Origin of the sequence: Streptomyces sp. Edi4 (genome assembly GCF_040253615.1) — a bacterium.
Taxonomy (GTDB): Bacteria; Actinomycetota; Actinomycetes; order Streptomycetales; family Streptomycetaceae; genus Streptomyces.
In genome coordinates, this window is record NZ_JBEJGY010000004.1 from 2,777,515 (window position 1) to 2,792,071 (window position 14,557).

Consider the following 14,557-nt stretch of genomic DNA (forward strand, 5'->3'; position numbering starts at 1 on the left):
CGCGCCTGACACAAGAAAGGAGGAGTAACTCTCCGTGGGTTTCTGTGATTTCCCCCTGGCAGACAAGCTGTGCGCCGTCGGCGACGCGGTCAACTTCGCCTCGAACCCCGGCAAGGCCATCGGCGACTGGATGGCGAAGTCCGCAGGTGAACTGGCGGCAGCCGCCGCCGACCTGGCGGCCAAGGCGGTCAACACCACCACCAAGGTCGACCTGAACGCCGGCTGGTTCCGCGACAACTACGAGATGCTGCTGCCGCTGGGCCTGGTTCTGCTGGTCGCGACGTTCTGCGCGCAGCTCGTCCGGGCCGCCGTCAGACGCGACGGGCAGGCCCTCACGCAGGCATTCACTGGCACCATGAGCGGCGTTCTCTTCGCCTTCTGCGCCATCGCGTTCACCACGGTCGCCGTCGAAGTGGTCGACGCCGTCAGCGACGGCCTGTTCAAAACCGCGCACCTGAACATCGAGTCGGCCGTGCGCCGCATCGTGAAGGTCAACCAGATCGGCGCCCTGGCCGGACTGGGCTGGCTCGTCCCGGTCGTCGCCGGTCTCGGCGCCGCGATCGGCGCCTTCCTCTACTGGTGCGTGATGATGGTCCGCAAGGTCGGCATCCTCGTCATGGTCACCCTGGCGATCTTCGCCAGCGCCGGTGGCGGCTGGGAGGTCGCACGCCGCTGGCGCAAGGGATGGATCGAAGCCACCGCCACCCTCGTGGTCTCCAAGCTCTTGATGACCGTGATCTTCGTGCTCGGCATCGCCGCCATGGGCAAGACCGAAGCCAAGGACGGCATCGGCGCCCTCGCCGACGTCATGGCCGGAATCGTGATCATGGTCCTGGTGCTGCTGTGCCCGTACGCGGTCTTCAAGTTCGTGCACTGGGCGGCCGACGGAACCGACGGCGAGTCAATCCACCGCGCCGGCGGCGCCGGAGCCCAGATCGCCAAGGCACATGCTGAGAAGGCTGCCCGCAAGGCAGCCGCGGCAGCAGCCACCGCCGGAACCGGCGGAGCGGCAGCCGGAGCAGGCGCCGCCCCGCAAGGCCCCGACACCGCGGGCGGAGGCAGCTTCCCTGGCGACATCGCCGCCAATCCGACCGGCGGAGGCGGGGGCGGCAAGGAAGCTCCGCAAGGTGGCGGTACGGGCGTCTCGCCCGGCGCAGATGCCATCAAGTCCGGCCTGGAGAACGCTGTCCAGCCCGCGCCGACGAGCGTCTCCGACGACACCAGCGGCCAGGTGGGCGGCAGCCAGGGACCGGGCGGTTCCGGAGCGAGCGCCGCGTCCGGTCAGGACGGCGGATGGCAGTCGGCCCCGCCGACCACGACCCCGCCGCCGCAGGGCGCACCGCCGTCCTCCAGCTCACAGCCCGCCGGGAACAGCGGCACGGCACCCCCGCCGCCCCCGACCGGCCTCTGATCCCTCTGCCCGCTTCCCCGGGGGCGGGACGTGCTCCGCGCCTCCCGCCCCCGGGTCCCCACCGCGCCTCCAGGACCCGCCCCTTGACTGACCTCTCCGTCGCCCCGGTCACGGTGAAATTCCCCCACCGGTCCCGCCGCGGCATCCTCCTCGGCCTCTCGCTCCCCCAACTCGTCCTCGTATCGTGCACGTTGGCGCTGCTGCTCATGACGGTGGTCTCCGCCGGGCTGATCGGCGCCCTCGTTCTGAGCCCGCTGTGGGCTGCCTCGGGTGCGCTCGTCGCGATCCGCCGGCACGGCCGCTCACTGATCGACTGGGCGCCGATCGTCGCCCGCTACGCACAGCGCCGGCGCACCGGCCAGACGCTCTGGCTCGCCCGGCCCGTCACCCGGCCGCGGCAGGAAGGCGTCCTCCATCTGCCCGGCACCGCCTCCTCCCTCAAGGTGGTCACGCCCGGCGACTCCGCCAACGGCGCTGCGGCCGTGCACGACCCGCACCGCCAGACCCTGACCGCCATCGCCCGGGTCTCCTCCCGGGCCTTCGCCCTGCTCGACCCCGCCACCCAGAACCACAACGTCCACAGTTGGGGACGGGCTCTTGCTGGCATCGCCCGCACCGGGCACGTCGCCACCGTGCAAGTGCTGGAGCGCACCGTCCCCGACAGTGGCGACACCCTCACCCGCCACTGGACCCAGAACGGGCAGCCCCAGACTCCGGTCGCCGGACAGATCTACTCCGAACTGGTCGCCTCGGCCGGCCCCGCCGCCGCCCCGCACGAGACCTACCTCGCCATCTCCCTCGACCTGAAGGCCGCCAAGCGCTTGATCTCGCAGGCCGGCGGCGGGCTGCCGGGCGCGTTCACCGTCATGGAGCAGACGACCGCGTCCATCGCCCAGGCCGCCCGGAACGCCGGACTCATGGTGACCGGGTGGCTGAGCGCCCGGGAGATCGCCGCCGTCATCCGCACCGCCTACGACCCCAAGGCGCTCGCCGCGCTCCAGCAGTGGTCCGAGACCGGCCGCGCCGAGGCGGACCCGGCAGCCGCCGGGCCCGTCGTCCAGTTCGAGGAGTACGACCGGCTCGCCACCGACACCGCCCGCCACGCCACGTACTGGGTGGAGAACTGGCCGCGCACCGAAATGGGGGCCGGGTTCCTGCACGGGATCATGTTCACGGCCGGAGTGCGGCGCAGCCTGTCCCTTATCTACGCGCCCCAGGGGCTCGAGTCTGCGCTGCGGGACGTTCAGCGGAAGAAGGCGGCGATCATCGCTGACGCGAATGAGCGAGCCCGCCGTGGACAGGTCGACAGCGAGGAAGACTCCGTCGAGTACGCCGACGTCAAGACGCGCGAGCGCCAGCTCATCGCCGGGCATGCGGACGTGGCCCTGACTGGTCTGGTGACCGTCACGGCCGAGACCGACGCCCTCCTCGACGCGGCCTGCGCGCAGATCGAGACCCACGCCGTCAGCTCGGGCGTCGATCTGCGAAGGCTCAACTACCAGCAGCCCGACGCCTTCACCCTCACCGCGCTGCCGCTCGCCCGCACCGCCCTGTGACCAGGGCGCATTCCACCGCCGGCCCCGCGCCGCTGCGTCGACCAGACCCTGGCCCGCCACTTTTCGATCACTCCGCGACGGAGCATCCGCCGCTGCCCCTGCCTCCCGGCAGGAAGGACCACCCTTGACCTCTCGCACGCGTCCGGACGACGCGCACCCCTACCTCCGCGCCGCGAGCGCCGGAGTCCGCCACCACACCCGAGCCCTGGCACGGCCGGACGCTACCCCGCCCACGCCGGTGGACCGCGTGCACCTTGACGTGCTGCACGCCCACCTCACCGCCCTGCACCAGCTCCTCGACCACCTCGCCGAGACCACCCGGCCACCCCACCCTGCCGCAGGCCGGCACCTGACCACCGCGCACACCCGCCTCTGGCAGGCCACCACCGAGATCCATTCGGCCTTCCACCTGCTGCCCAGCAACACAGCGACGGAAAACGCCGAGGCGCGCGAGTGCCATCCCGAACGGCTGCCCGAGGGACCGCCCGTGCTGACCATCTGCCAGCGGCACCTCGCCGCCGGACACATCATCCGGCGCAAGACCACCCCCACCGATCTCCGCGCGCACACCACGGCCTGCGTGCGATGAGCACCACCCGCAGAATCGAGGGCCCCAGATGAGCCACCGGCCCGCCCGCCGAGCCCGCCGCGCCTCCGCCTCCCCGCTGTTCACCCCGCACGGCACCGACCGGGCCAGCCGCAAAGCCGCCCGCCGCCAGCTCGCCGAAGCCGCCGCCAAGGCCCGAGCCGAGGCAGCCGCCCACCCACCCGGCACCGCGCCCGACGAGCACGAGATGCCCGCTGCTCTCTATCCGCCGAGCGGGCGCCCCGGCCCCGCCTCCGCCCGCGGAAACCGGCTGAAGCTGCCCGCCCACCGCATGACCACCGCCGTCGCCGCCGGCGCGTACCCGTTCCTCGCCGAGGGTGGCCTGGGTGCCGAAGGCATCTACGTCGGCCGCGACGTCCACGCCGAAGCCTCATTCGTGTTCGACCCGTTCGCCCTGTACGGCAAGGTCGAAGGCTTCACCAACCCCAACATCCTGCTCGCAGGCGTGATCGGCCAGGGCAAATCAGCACTGGCGAAGTCGTTCGCGCTGCGGTCGGTCGCCTTCGGCTACCGCATCTACGTCCCGTGCGACCCCAAGGGCGAGTGGACGCCCGTCGCCAAGGCGCTCGGTGGCACCTCCGTCGCCCTCGGGCCCGGACTGCCCGGCAAGCTCAACCCTCTGGATGCCGCACCGCGACCCGACAGCGTCTCCGAGGCCGACTGGACCGGCGAGATCCGCAAGCGGCGCCTGCTGCTGCTCGGGTCACTGGCCCGGACCGTGCTCGGCCGGGACCTGCTCCCGATGGAGCACACGGCCCTCGACGTCGCCCTCGACGCCGTCGTCACCCATGCCGCCGCCACCGGCCGCACACCGCTTCTCGGCGACGTCGCCGCCGCCCTCAACAACCCCGAGCAACTCGAAGAGGCCGCCGGGATGATGTCCGGACGGCTCGGGGAAGCGGCCCGCGACCTCGCCCACGCCATGCGCCGCCTGGTCCACGGCGACCTGGCCGGCATGTTCGACGCCCCCTCCACCGTCGCCTTCGATCCCAGCGCACCGATGCTCACCATCGACCTGTCCCGACTCGGCGGGTCCGGCGACGACACCGCCCTCGTCCTCGCCATGACCTGCGCGTCCGCCTGGATGGAATCCGCCCTGACCGACCCCAACGGCGGCCGGCGATGGATCGTCTACGACGAGGCATGGCGCCTGATGCGCCACCCTGGCCTCCTCCAGCGCATGCAGGCCCAGTGGAAACTCTCCCGCGGCCTCGGCATCGCCAACCTCATGGTCATCCACCGGCTGTCCGACCTGCTCACCGCGGGCGACGCCGGATCACAAGGCCGCGCCCTCGCCGAGGGCCTCCTGGCCGACTGCTCCACCCGCATCATCTACCGCCAGGAGACCGATCAACTCCACGCCGCGGCCTCGCTGCTCGGCCTGACTTCTGTGGAGATGGACGCCATCGCGCACCTCAACCGCGGGCGCGGCTTGTGGAAGGTCGCCGGACGATCATTCATCGTTCAACATCTTTTGCATGCCCACGAGCTGGCTCTGTTCGACACAGACGCCCGCATGCACTGAAAAAGGCGCCCGGGCCGCCCGGAGAACCACACCCAGCAGGTACTACACCTTCCCCTACGGAGACCATCATCGAATCGCACCCCACGAACTCCCTCATCCCGCCGCTCGACGAGGACGACCTGGCTGTCCTCATGCACGACATCCAGGAGAACGGACTTCTCCAGCCCATCGTTCTGGACCGCTCAGGCCGGATCCTCGACGGTCGCGGCAGGCTCGCGGTCTGTGAACGTCTGCACATCGAGCCCGCCTTCATCACCTACGACGGCGCCGGCGCCGATATCTACAGCCTGTCCGTCAACCTCAAACGCCGCAGCTTCACCAAGGGCCAGTCCGCGATGATCACGGTCAAAGCCCGGGCGACCATGGGGTACGAAGCCTGTCCCGAGAAGGGACAAGAGGCTTGTCCCGATGGGGGACACGAAGCGCGTCCCGAAAAGGGACACACGGTCAGGGACATCGAGGAGCAGCTCGGAGTCGCGCGCGCCGTAATCGGAAGGGCGAATGTCGTATGGCAGCACGCACCTGAACTCGTCGACTCCGTGATCAGCGGCGCCGTCGGGCTGGACCGCGCCTACGAAACCGCCAGGCAGAAGAAGGCGCAGACCGACTCGGCGGAAGCCCAGCTGGCCAAACTCCGCAACGAGGACCCCGCCCTCGCCGCCCGCGTCGTGGAGGGTGAGCTGACTTTGCAAGGTGCCTGGGCAGAGCGCAAGGCACGGCAAGAGGAGGAGACGCGACAGCGACGGGTTGCCACGCAGCTCCTTTGCGAAGTTCTGCCGTCCCTCGCCCAAGTCCGGGGCAGCAAGACCTTCACCCTCTACGACCCGCAGTTCGCTCCTCCAGGACGCGCCGTGACCCGGGAGGTCATCGCGCACGCGGCGACGGCACTGCAGGAGATCGCGTCGGTATGGAAGGAGCGTGACCTTCCCTGAAGAACCCTTTCGACCCGGCACTGCGAAAGCTCGCCCTCGACGTAGCCCTGCAGGTCACCACAGACGTCGGTCGCATACACACATCAGACTTCCAGGAAGCTCTGGCCGAACGGCTGCGCCAGGACCAAGAACTGAGCCATGCAGCCTTCCACAAAGCGTCCCAAGCCGTCGCGCGCGACTTCGCTGAACGCCGCAGTCCCCGGCGCCACCGCAAAACCGGCGGGCTGTACCACCCGCACGGCGTCATCCGGCTCGGCCAGGGCATCTGGGTGTGGATGAAGGACGCCACCCCCACCGACACCACCCAGTGGGCCCGCATCTCCTCCCGGAACGCCGCCCAGGTCGTCACCGCAGAGTTGGAAAAGCAGCAGTACGCCCTCGACCGCACCGACGCCTTCCGTGCGAACCCCTCCTGCGAGCGGCTCTCCCAGCTCGAAGAGACCGTCTTCCACTACCGGCAGGGAACCCTGGACGATCTCGCCTTCGACGAGCCGTAGCCCGTCGGCAGATCGCTGGTGGCCAACCCCTCCCCTATGCGGCTGGCCACCCGCCGAAGGAGTACTGGCCCCTCATGGCCATCACCCGCCCGCACATGGAGTCTTCTTGAAACGTCCCCCTCACATGAGCGCCACCGAATGGGCCGAATACCAACAGCGCCAAGCCGAACATGACAGCGTCATGGCACAGGTCGCCGTTTACGAAGCCCGGATGGAACACGACCTGACCGCCACCCACGACGAGTGCGAACTCGGCTTTCATCAGGAGCCGCAGCCGGGGGCCACCCCCGCTCGACGGACGCTTCCGCCACACCGCTCGCCCGCCTCCTCCCACGGGAGGAAACGTGGCCGCTGACGCAGCGAGCAGCCCAGACACCCACCGCGCGGTTTGGCTCGCACCGCTTCCCGACCACCGCAACGTGGACACCCCGTGGTGGCAGGAGCTGTGGCGCCGCCACGCGCACATCACCACACCGCTGCGACAGCGCGGACTGGAATGCGACATCGAGTTCGGCCACAGCGCGTACCTCGTGCGCGTAGCGCTCCCCGACGAGAGCTACCTGATCATTTCCCCGCCGCAGGAACCCCCTTCCGACCGTCCACCGGGGGACCCGGACGGCTGGACTGTGACGCACCAACACCCCGGTGACCATGCGCTGTTCGAGGTTCTCTACGACTCGGTCCCCTCGACCGACCCCGGTGTCCCTGAGCGGCCCGAAGCATGCAACGCAGGCAGTGCCTCGCACCTGGTCGAGGCCATCGAGACGCGGCTCACCCAGCTTGGGCTACTGCCGGCGGTCCCCTCGCCTAGCAGAAAGCCGCTCATGTCCACAGCCCCGCAGCCCCCCGCACCAGAGCCCGCGGACTATTTCGACGCCGCGGGCCGCCCAGCCACCTACGTCTACGGCGACGCTCTCCTCGCTCTCACCGACCAGCTCAACGCAACCGAGTCGTATGCGGAGGCCGCCGCACTGCTGCGCCAGGTCCTGGAGCCGACTGACGGCCTTCTGGAGCGGCTCGGCGACTTTTTCGAAGCGGCCGGGGAGAAGGCCAAGGAAGCCGAGCAGGACGACGGCTTCGACCTGTCGTACGACCTCGCGGAGGCCGCTGCCGAGATCCGAAACCTCGGGGAGACGCTGCACGTGGCCGAGGACCGGATGCGGGCACTCACTGCCCAACCGCCGGCACGCCGGCCTTCAGCAGCCCCGCCCCGTACACCGGGCCTTCCCCCGCCGCCCGCTCGCCCGGCGAAGCCGCGGCACACACGCTGATGCCGCCGGGCGTCGCGGCCGCTTCCCCCAGGAGTCCGTGATCCCCACCCGAACCGACCTGTCCGACTTCGCCAGGGCTCTGGCCGGCTGCCTGCCGGGCGCCTGGACCAGCGAGTATCAACGCCACGCGACGTATGAGGACCAGTTTCCCCGGACCGTACAGCTCTGGGACGCCGGCCACGTCGACTACATCGTCAGCCAGTACGTCCTCACCCACGACGCTGTGCTGCACGGTCCGGGCGACCAACGGCTCTACGTCGCCGACCGGCCCCTCTACCCGTATCAGTTCGTCGTCGCCCCGCTCGCGCCCGACACAAGCGGCGTCAAGCCCCACCACTTCGACGGTGTGGAGGAGCCCAACGGCATCACCGTCCCCAACGATCCCGCACGGGCGGCGGCCCAGGTCACCCGGCGGGTGCTGCCCCGCTACGAGCAGGCCCTGGAAGCGGTGCTCGACAACGTGGCGAACCAGCCCGACCCATCGCACCGGTCTGCCCCACCGCAGGTCGACCAGGTCCTCACCCTGACGTTGTACGACGACGGGGCCCTGGGGGCGCCGTACGGAAGTGTGCCGCCTGATGCCCGCATGGTGCTGTACGCCCATGGCTTCCAGTACCACCCGCACCAGGCCGCGTTCCTCCTGCCCGCCACCTACGGCGAGAGCGGTCGGGCACTGCGCGTCCAAGCCGTGGCCCAACAGCTCACTGCCAAAGGCATCGGCGTGAACCTGCGTCACTCGGCACCCACCACCGGTCCTGGCCTTCCGCCGGCATCGCCGAATGCCGCCCGCGCGCTGCACCGTTGATATGGGACCGCACTGCCACGTCGGCAAGCAGGCCGATGCCCCAAGCGCTGGTCCACCCCCACTGGCACACGCCGGCCGTGGGCACCTGCGGACGCGCCGTGCCTCACCCCGTTTCACCCGTACACGCTGACCCCGCCCCGAAGATCAATGGAGTCCCCATCCGCAACGCCCGTCGCACCCTTCCGCTGATAGCTGGCGCCGCCTGTCTCACGCTGGCCATGACCGCCTGCGCCAACAACAGCGGCACCTCCGACGCCAAAAAGGCCCCCAGCGCCAGCACTGCGCCGAAGCCGACGCTGGCCCCTGCGCTCACCCAGGCGCAGGCACGCGAGGCCATCACCCACTACTCGAAGACCAACAACCTCGCCCACCAGAGCCAGGACCGCGCCCTTCTCGACACCGTCGAGGGCGGGCCCCGGTACGCGATGTCACTGTCCGACCTCAAGCAGGACGAGGCCCTGCCCAAGGCCGATCGTGAGCCGTACCGACCGTGGTCGTACGACCTCTCGACCACCGACCTGTACATTCCGCGCCTGAAGGACGGACAGCAGCGGTGGTTCGCCGCCGTCACCCGGGCCGGAAGTCAGCAGCAGTACGCCCGTGTCCTGATCATGGCGGAGAGTACGACGTCGAAGCAGTGGGAGATGGTGGCCACTGTCGACCTCGACGACCCGAAGCAACTCCCGCAGCTCGTGCTGGACAAGGACGGGTACGCCACCGCGGTCGACGCCGCCTCGACGTCCCTGGCCGCGCCGGTCGGTGTGCTGCGCTCCGCCGTGACCGACAACTTCGCCACCGGAGGGGAGACGACCGGGAAGAAGGTCTTCAACCCGTCGGAAGCCTCCCAGCGGCAGATCAAGGTGCATGACGAGACGACGGGGAAGTTCGGCCCGCGCGGCACCACCCGCTTCGCCTCCGCCGACCCGCAGTTCGCCGACGCGTACGCGCTGAAGACCACCACGGGCGCACTCGTGGTCTTCTCCCACACCCACACCCAGCACGACGCGGTGACCGCCCCGGGCCTGGGGATCGTGCCGGAGAAGCAGGACCGCGCCTGGCTCGGCACCAGCCCCAGCCCCGCCTTCACCTACACCTTCACCTGCTCTGACATCGCCGCCGTCCCCAGCGTGCCCGAGCCCTCCAGCCTCCTCGGCTACGGCTGCCGCCGCACCGACGCCAAGGCCGCCGGCCCGAGCACCTCCGTCTAGAAGGACCCGTGCCTCACCACCCCGACTTCGAGCTGTACGACAACGTCGGCCGCGACGCCGACCAGATCGCCGCCGCCCGCTACGGCATCGCCACCCGCGGTGATCTGCTCCGGTGGGCGCGGCGGGATGCCGAGCCCTTCCTGGCCAAACACCCGCTGCCGGACAAGCCCCTGCCCAGCCCTGGCCTCGCACCCTACCTAGCCGCGCTCGCCGCAGCCCGGAACCCTGCCGAGGTCAGCGCCGTCACCCAGCACCTTCTGGATGCCGCCGAACCCGCACTGCGGGCGGTGAGCGACTACCTCCTCGCCGCCGCGCAGTGGCGCGGCCAGCACCGCGGCGCGGCGAAGGGTTCGCCGCCCAAGCTGCTGATGGAAGCGGCCAGCCGCAGCCTGTCCGTGGCGGCCATCGCAGACGAAGCCGATCTGACGACCCTGCGCGCCGAGTACGACCCGGCGCCGACGCCGACCCGCCCGCCGCCGGGCCCGGCACGGCCCTCGACGGGGCTTCCCCCGGCCCCGCCGCACGCCCCGCCCGCCGACCCCACACCCGGCCGGTAACCACCCGCCCCCTTCGGAGGCCGCACCTGTCGACCCGTTCCTTTATCGCCCGCCCCACCCCCACCGGCTACAGCGGCATCCACGTGCAGCTCGACGGCGTACCCAGCCACCACCTGCCCCTGCTCCTGACCGCCTACCAGCACCGGTTCGGGCGTGGACTGGAGGCCATGACCCGTCACCTCGTCGACAACGTCGCCATCGGCTGGGAAGAGCTGGGCACGGATCTCCTCGACGGCGCCCCGCCCGCGCTCATCACCGCGCTGACCGGCGGCGAACAGTGGCCCAGCCGCACGCTGGACCACCTGATCACCCCCGACGGCTCCCCGCCGGCACGCATGACGGTCACCGACGACACGGCCGACGCGCAGGACATGCAGTGGGGCTACGTCCTGCACCGGCAGGGGATCGAAGTGATCAGCCTGCTCCATGAAGACATCGGCCCAGTCGTGGACTGGGCCACCGACCCGCGCACCGTCTTCAGCGACCACCCGGATCGCTGGTCCTCCCTGGCAGCCCCGCCGGTCATCAGGGCCGTACGCAGTACGCCGCCCCAGAGCACTCCCACCGCGGCCCCGGCGAAGGCCGGCACCCCGCGCCGCCCCGCCACACGCCGCTAGTCCCTCCTCCTCGTTCCCCGGAGTCTTTCCTGCCCTCGCACGCCACGCCCCTGATCACCATCGTCATCGCCAGCCGCCTGCGCGAGGACCGGCTCGGCTATCTGAGCGCCATGCACGCCAGCCTGACCCGGCAGTCCGTGCCGTGGGAAGCCCTGATCGCGCTCGACGGGGTTTCGGCCGATCGCCTGCCCGCCCCGCTTGCCGAGGACCCCCGCGTCCGCACCCTCGTGCTGCCCCGCCCGGTCGGCGCCGCCTGCGCCCGCAACCTCGCTCTCACCCAGGTCCGCACCCCCTACACGAACTGGGCGGACGACGATGACGAGTTCAGCGACGACGCCATGTCCGTGCGACTCAACGCCCTGGAAGCGGCTGGGGTGGGCTGGTGTGCAGGGTGGAGTGAGGACCTGCACCCCGACGGCTCGACCACCCTGTGGCGGTGCCCCACGCCGCCCGGCCGGCACGAGGCCGGCGACGTATGGACGTACTGGAAGTCCCCGGCGGACACCATCCCGATCGGGCCGACCACGATCCTCGCCCGCACCGAACTGGTGCGCGCCGCCCCGATGGGCGGCCTCGTCCAGGGCGAGGACTACTGCGCCATCGGCCTCACGAACCTCGCGCCCGGAATTCTGCTGCCGGTACCCGTGTACAGATATCGAAAGCACTTGGGCCAGATGACAGCCCAGTCGGGTTACGACCAGCTGGAGGCTGCGGCCAGAGACCATGCCTGGCAGTACGGCCGCAGCCTGCTCTCGGCCCTGCGCGATCGCGAAGACCTGGTCCGTGGCTGACGCGCGGATCACCCTGTCGTACAGCCGGGACGCGGGCATCGTCGCCATCGCCTCGGGCGAGCATTACCCGTGGGCGCACACCGCCCTGGAAGAGACCGGCTTCCGGCGCGGCGAGGCCGGCGTCTACCACCTGCCGGCAGATGCCTCCCGCGCCACCGTGGCCGACCTGGTCCGCTGTGCCGAACGGCACCGCACCAGCGTGAGCACGAGCAGCCGGCGGTTCATCGGCGACGCCGCCCGGGACATGGCCCGCCTGCTGCCCGGCCAGTGGGACACGACGGTCGAGATCTACTCCCACCCCGTCTGGCAGGAGGATCTCGTGCCCTGGATATGGGACAGCGGCGAACTCGGCCGGGCCCTACAGACTGAGCGGATCCCCTACGCGGCCACGCTCGCCGACCCGGTCTCCGGTACCACGCTGCTGCTCGTCGAGCGCCCCGGGCACCAACTCGACTACCTGGTAGGAGCGTTCGTGCCCGAGGGGCTCGAAGAGGGCTACGGCGATCCGCACGCCCCGCGCAGTATCGTCCTGCCGCCGTTTCCCGGACGTGCGGCGCAGGCCGTCGCCGACCGGTACCTCCCCTCCTACGAGCAGGCCGTCCATGCCCGCCATGCCGCGGCCATCGCCACCGTGCTCCAGCGCATCGGCTCCGAGCGCGAGACCTGGGAGGCCATGGTTGCCTCCGGCCGCTACAGCGACGCCAGCCCTCTCAACGTGAACGCCCTCGGCGCCGCGACCGAGGAGTTTCTCGACCAGTCCTGGCGGAGCTTTGTCACCGTCGTGGACCGCGCCCCGGCGTTGCTCAACCGGTGCCGCCCGGCCAGCAGCCCGTGGCCCCAGGACGCCGCAGCGCTCACCCGCCTGGCCACCGCCCTGACCGACGCCGAGGGCCTGCGGAAGGAGCTGCTCTGCGGCGGACCTCTCCGGCCCCAGGAGCGCAACGCGCGAGCGTGGCCGGCCATCGAGACCTGGCTGGCCGACGGTGAAGCGTTCCTGCGCCAGGCCCGCGTCAGCGCTCCGCACCGGCGTCCAGCCCTCGCCGTTTCCGCACCCCTCGCCCTGCCGGTGGCCCGTCGCGCACAGCGCCGCTGACCTGCCCTACCACCTTCATCGTGAGGAGAATCCCGCCCCTTGGACCCTGGCACCCACTTCGTCTTCGGCACCCATGAAGACCACGGCTTCGTCGCCTCCTTCACCTCCTCCATGTCCGCGCACCTCGCCCAGTGGTTCCTGGTCCGCGAACAGTTCGAACCCGTCCCCGGCGAACCCGGGCTGTTCCGGCTCAGCGAACCCGAGCGCGACGGCGCCCGCCGCACCCGCCAGGCCGTACACGATCTCCGCCGTCATGGGTACGCCGTGCACGCCGACATAGCTCTCGACCCCGCCGCCTCGGCCAGCCCGCCGCGGCCCGTTCTGCCGAACGGGCTCCTGGAACGCCGCAGCCGCCTCGCGCAGGCCGCCGCCGGCCGCACGACGCAACGCGGCACCGCGCCCACCACCTCGCCCCCGCCAGCCCGGCCAGTCCCGCCGAAGCCCACCTACGCACCGACCGTCCACCTGACGGCCTCCAGCACCGGGCGGCCTCGATGAAGCCCGGAAACGAACCCGTCCCCGTCCCCCTGCCCGTACCTGACCTTGCACACCGAGCGCGCGACTTCCGGCTGCGGATGGCCGTCATCGACAGCGAGACCGAGACCGCGCTCGACATCACACGCGACCGCTACGGGCGAACCGTTCACCCCGGTGCCGCGGCAGCCGCCCGCGGCCAGCGCAATCAGGCAGCCGTGGAGGCGTATGCCACGCACCTTGCCCCGCACGCCGATGCGCTGCTCAATGCCGCCCACCGTGCTCTCGACGAGCTGCCGCCCGCCCGGCACACCACCGGATGGCGGACCGTGCTGGACGGCCTCACCGCCTCCACCGCCGAGATCCGCCGGGCCCTCGACCGGCCAGCCGCCCCCGGCTCGGCGGCCGAACGCGCCCAGCACACGGCCCTGTGGCCACACCTGACCGCCTGGGCGGACCACAGCTTCATCGCCACCAACCTCGCCGACCAGCACCAACGCCTGCAGCACGCCCCGCTGACCGACGAAGAACAGCAGATGTGGACCGAGCGGGCCCAGGCCGCGCATAGGCGAGGCGAACTGGAGCTGACCGAGTCGTGGTACGCCGCTGACGGGCAGCCCATCACCCTCGCCCATCTGATCGAGGACGACGACTCGACGGTGGTCGCCCTGCTCGGCGACCCGGACGCACCGGGCTGGCAGGTGATCGGGCACTACGCCCACGAATACGAGGCCGGACAAGCGCTGCCCGCCCCGGTCCCGCCCGGCGTGCTGCGCGCGGACGTCTCCCGGTTCAACCGCCCGGAGCCCACCCCCGAGGTGTCCTTGCAGGAACTCATCCGGGACGTCGTCGAGGCCCAGCACGCCGGTGACGCCTCGAACGCGCTCCTCGGCGCCACCCAGCGCGGCTACAACGCGGGCCCGATGATCCGCCTCCAGGAACTCCTGGAAACCGGGGCCCAGTTCGCGAGCGCGCTGGAGACCGTACAGGGCCGGCAGATCGCCGCCCGGCTCGCCGCACTCGGCCGGCAGATCGACTTCCTCACCCGCGAAGTGCACGAGGCGGCCGAGGACCTCGGCGCGACCGTGGCCGTCCTGCCGCCGCACCGCACCCCCGTCCTACGGGTCCGCCCGCGCCCCGCCGTGGACACCACCCCGCCCACGCCGCCACCTCGCACCACCACCGCCCGCCACCGCTAGGCACCGCTCCCCGA

General features: G+C 71.0%; 17 protein-coding genes. 16 read left to right on the plus strand and 1 reads right to left on the minus strand.

Annotated elements, in window-relative coordinates:
• Positions 1-34 precede the first annotated feature (34 nt).
• From ABR738_RS14630 to ABR738_RS14650, 5 genes are all read left to right on the plus strand, one after another.
• Positions 35-1,411, plus strand: coding sequence for an SCO6881 family protein (locus ABR738_RS14630; RefSeq protein WP_350230415.1), 1,377 nt, complete (start codon positions 35-37; stop codon positions 1,409-1,411).
• 83 nt (positions 1,412-1,494) lie between these two features.
• Positions 1,495-2,967 carry an SCO6880 family protein gene (locus ABR738_RS14635; RefSeq protein WP_350230416.1) on the plus strand — a complete coding sequence of 491 codons (1,473 nt, stop codon included), beginning with the start codon at positions 1,495-1,497 and terminating at the stop codon, positions 2,965-2,967.
• A gap of 124 nt (positions 2,968-3,091) precedes the next feature.
• Complete coding sequence (locus tag ABR738_RS14640; RefSeq protein WP_350230417.1) at positions 3,092-3,556, plus strand: DUF6238 family protein; 465 nt, start codon at positions 3,092-3,094, stop codon at positions 3,554-3,556.
• Positions 3,557-3,584: 28 nt separating this feature from the next.
• Positions 3,585-5,099, plus strand: coding sequence for a VirB4 family type IV secretion system protein (locus tag ABR738_RS14645; RefSeq protein ID WP_350230418.1), 1,515 nt, complete (start codon positions 3,585-3,587; stop codon positions 5,097-5,099).
• 131 nt (positions 5,100-5,230) lie between these two features.
• On the plus strand, positions 5,231-6,031 hold the full coding sequence (locus ABR738_RS14650; RefSeq protein WP_502964088.1) for a plasmid replication/partition related protein: 801 nt from the start codon (positions 5,231-5,233) through the stop codon (positions 6,029-6,031).
• Positions 6,032-6,114: 83 nt separating this feature from the next.
• Here the strand turns inward: ABR738_RS14650 and ABR738_RS14655 are convergent, their stop codons facing one another.
• Positions 6,115-6,270, minus strand: coding sequence for a hypothetical protein (locus ABR738_RS14655; RefSeq protein WP_350230419.1), 156 nt, complete (start codon positions 6,268-6,270; stop codon positions 6,115-6,117).
• Positions 6,271-6,306: 36 nt separating this feature from the next.
• Between ABR738_RS14655 and ABR738_RS14660 the strand changes: the two genes are divergently transcribed.
• The 11 genes from ABR738_RS14660 to ABR738_RS14710 all read left to right on the plus strand — a co-directional run bounded on the left by ABR738_RS14660 (position 6,307) and on the right by ABR738_RS14710 (position 14,543).
• Positions 6,307-6,528, plus strand: a complete 222-nt coding sequence (locus tag ABR738_RS14660; RefSeq protein ID WP_350230420.1) for a hypothetical protein — start codon at positions 6,307-6,309, stop codon at positions 6,526-6,528.
• A 124-nt stretch (positions 6,529-6,652) separates the two neighbouring features.
• A complete protein-coding gene (locus ABR738_RS14665; protein ID WP_350230421.1) occupies positions 6,653-6,883 on the plus strand; it encodes a hypothetical protein in 231 nt (76 codons plus the stop codon).
• Positions 6,873-7,799, plus strand: coding sequence for a hypothetical protein (locus tag ABR738_RS14670; protein ID WP_350230422.1), 927 nt, complete (start codon positions 6,873-6,875; stop codon positions 7,797-7,799). The genes ABR738_RS14665 and ABR738_RS14670 overlap by 11 nt, the downstream gene beginning before the upstream one ends.
• Positions 7,800-7,836: 37 nt before the next feature.
• Complete coding sequence (locus ABR738_RS14675; protein WP_350230423.1) at positions 7,837-8,604, plus strand: hypothetical protein; 768 nt, start codon at positions 7,837-7,839, stop codon at positions 8,602-8,604.
• Positions 8,605-8,822: 218 nt separating this feature from the next.
• Positions 8,823-9,812 (plus strand): DUF8094 domain-containing protein, encoded by a 990-nt coding sequence (locus ABR738_RS14680; protein WP_350230424.1) that lies wholly within the window; start codon positions 8,823-8,825, stop codon positions 9,810-9,812.
• An 8-nt stretch (positions 9,813-9,820) separates the two neighbouring features.
• Positions 9,821-10,369: a hypothetical protein gene (locus ABR738_RS14685; RefSeq protein WP_350230425.1), complete on the plus strand. Its 549-nt coding sequence runs from the start codon at positions 9,821-9,823 to the stop codon at positions 10,367-10,369.
• Positions 10,370-10,452: 83 nt separating this feature from the next.
• The gene (locus ABR738_RS14690; RefSeq protein WP_350230426.1) at positions 10,453-10,986 is read left to right on the plus strand and encodes a hypothetical protein; all 534 of its coding nucleotides are present in this window, start codon (positions 10,453-10,455) and stop codon (positions 10,984-10,986) included.
• 50 nt (positions 10,987-11,036) lie between these two features.
• A complete protein-coding gene (locus tag ABR738_RS14695) occupies positions 11,037-11,777 on the plus strand; it encodes a glycosyltransferase family 2 protein (protein WP_350234575.1) in 741 nt (246 codons plus the stop codon).
• The gene (locus tag ABR738_RS14700) at positions 11,770-12,870 is read left to right on the plus strand and encodes a hypothetical protein (RefSeq protein WP_350230427.1); all 1,101 of its coding nucleotides are present in this window, start codon (positions 11,770-11,772) and stop codon (positions 12,868-12,870) included. Before ABR738_RS14695 ends, ABR738_RS14700 begins: the two co-directional genes overlap by 8 nt.
• Before the next feature lie 39 nt (positions 12,871-12,909).
• Positions 12,910-13,368, plus strand: coding sequence for a hypothetical protein (locus ABR738_RS14705; protein ID WP_350230428.1), 459 nt, complete (start codon positions 12,910-12,912; stop codon positions 13,366-13,368).
• A 77-nt stretch (positions 13,369-13,445) separates the two neighbouring features.
• Positions 13,446-14,543, plus strand: coding sequence for a hypothetical protein (locus ABR738_RS14710; RefSeq protein WP_350230429.1), 1,098 nt, complete (start codon positions 13,446-13,448; stop codon positions 14,541-14,543).
• The last annotated feature ends 14 nt before the right edge of the window (positions 14,544-14,557 follow it).

Coding starts and splice junctions, on each gene's coding strand:
- ABR738_RS14645 (WP_350230418.1), top strand. CDS start 3,585: ATGAGCCACCGGCCCGCCCGCCGAGCCCGCCGCGCCTCCGCCTCCCCG.
- ABR738_RS14650 (WP_502964088.1), top strand. CDS start 5,231: ATGCACGACATCCAGGAGAACGGACTTCTCCAGCCCATCGTTCTGGAC.
- ABR738_RS14660 (WP_350230420.1), top strand. CDS start 6,307: ATGAAGGACGCCACCCCCACCGACACCACCCAGTGGGCCCGCATCTCC.
- ABR738_RS14665 (WP_350230421.1), top strand. CDS start 6,653: ATGAGCGCCACCGAATGGGCCGAATACCAACAGCGCCAAGCCGAACAT.
- ABR738_RS14680 (WP_350230424.1), top strand. CDS start 8,823: ATGACCGCCTGCGCCAACAACAGCGGCACCTCCGACGCCAAAAAGGCC.
- ABR738_RS14710 (WP_350230429.1), top strand. CDS start 13,446: ATGGCCGTCATCGACAGCGAGACCGAGACCGCGCTCGACATCACACGC.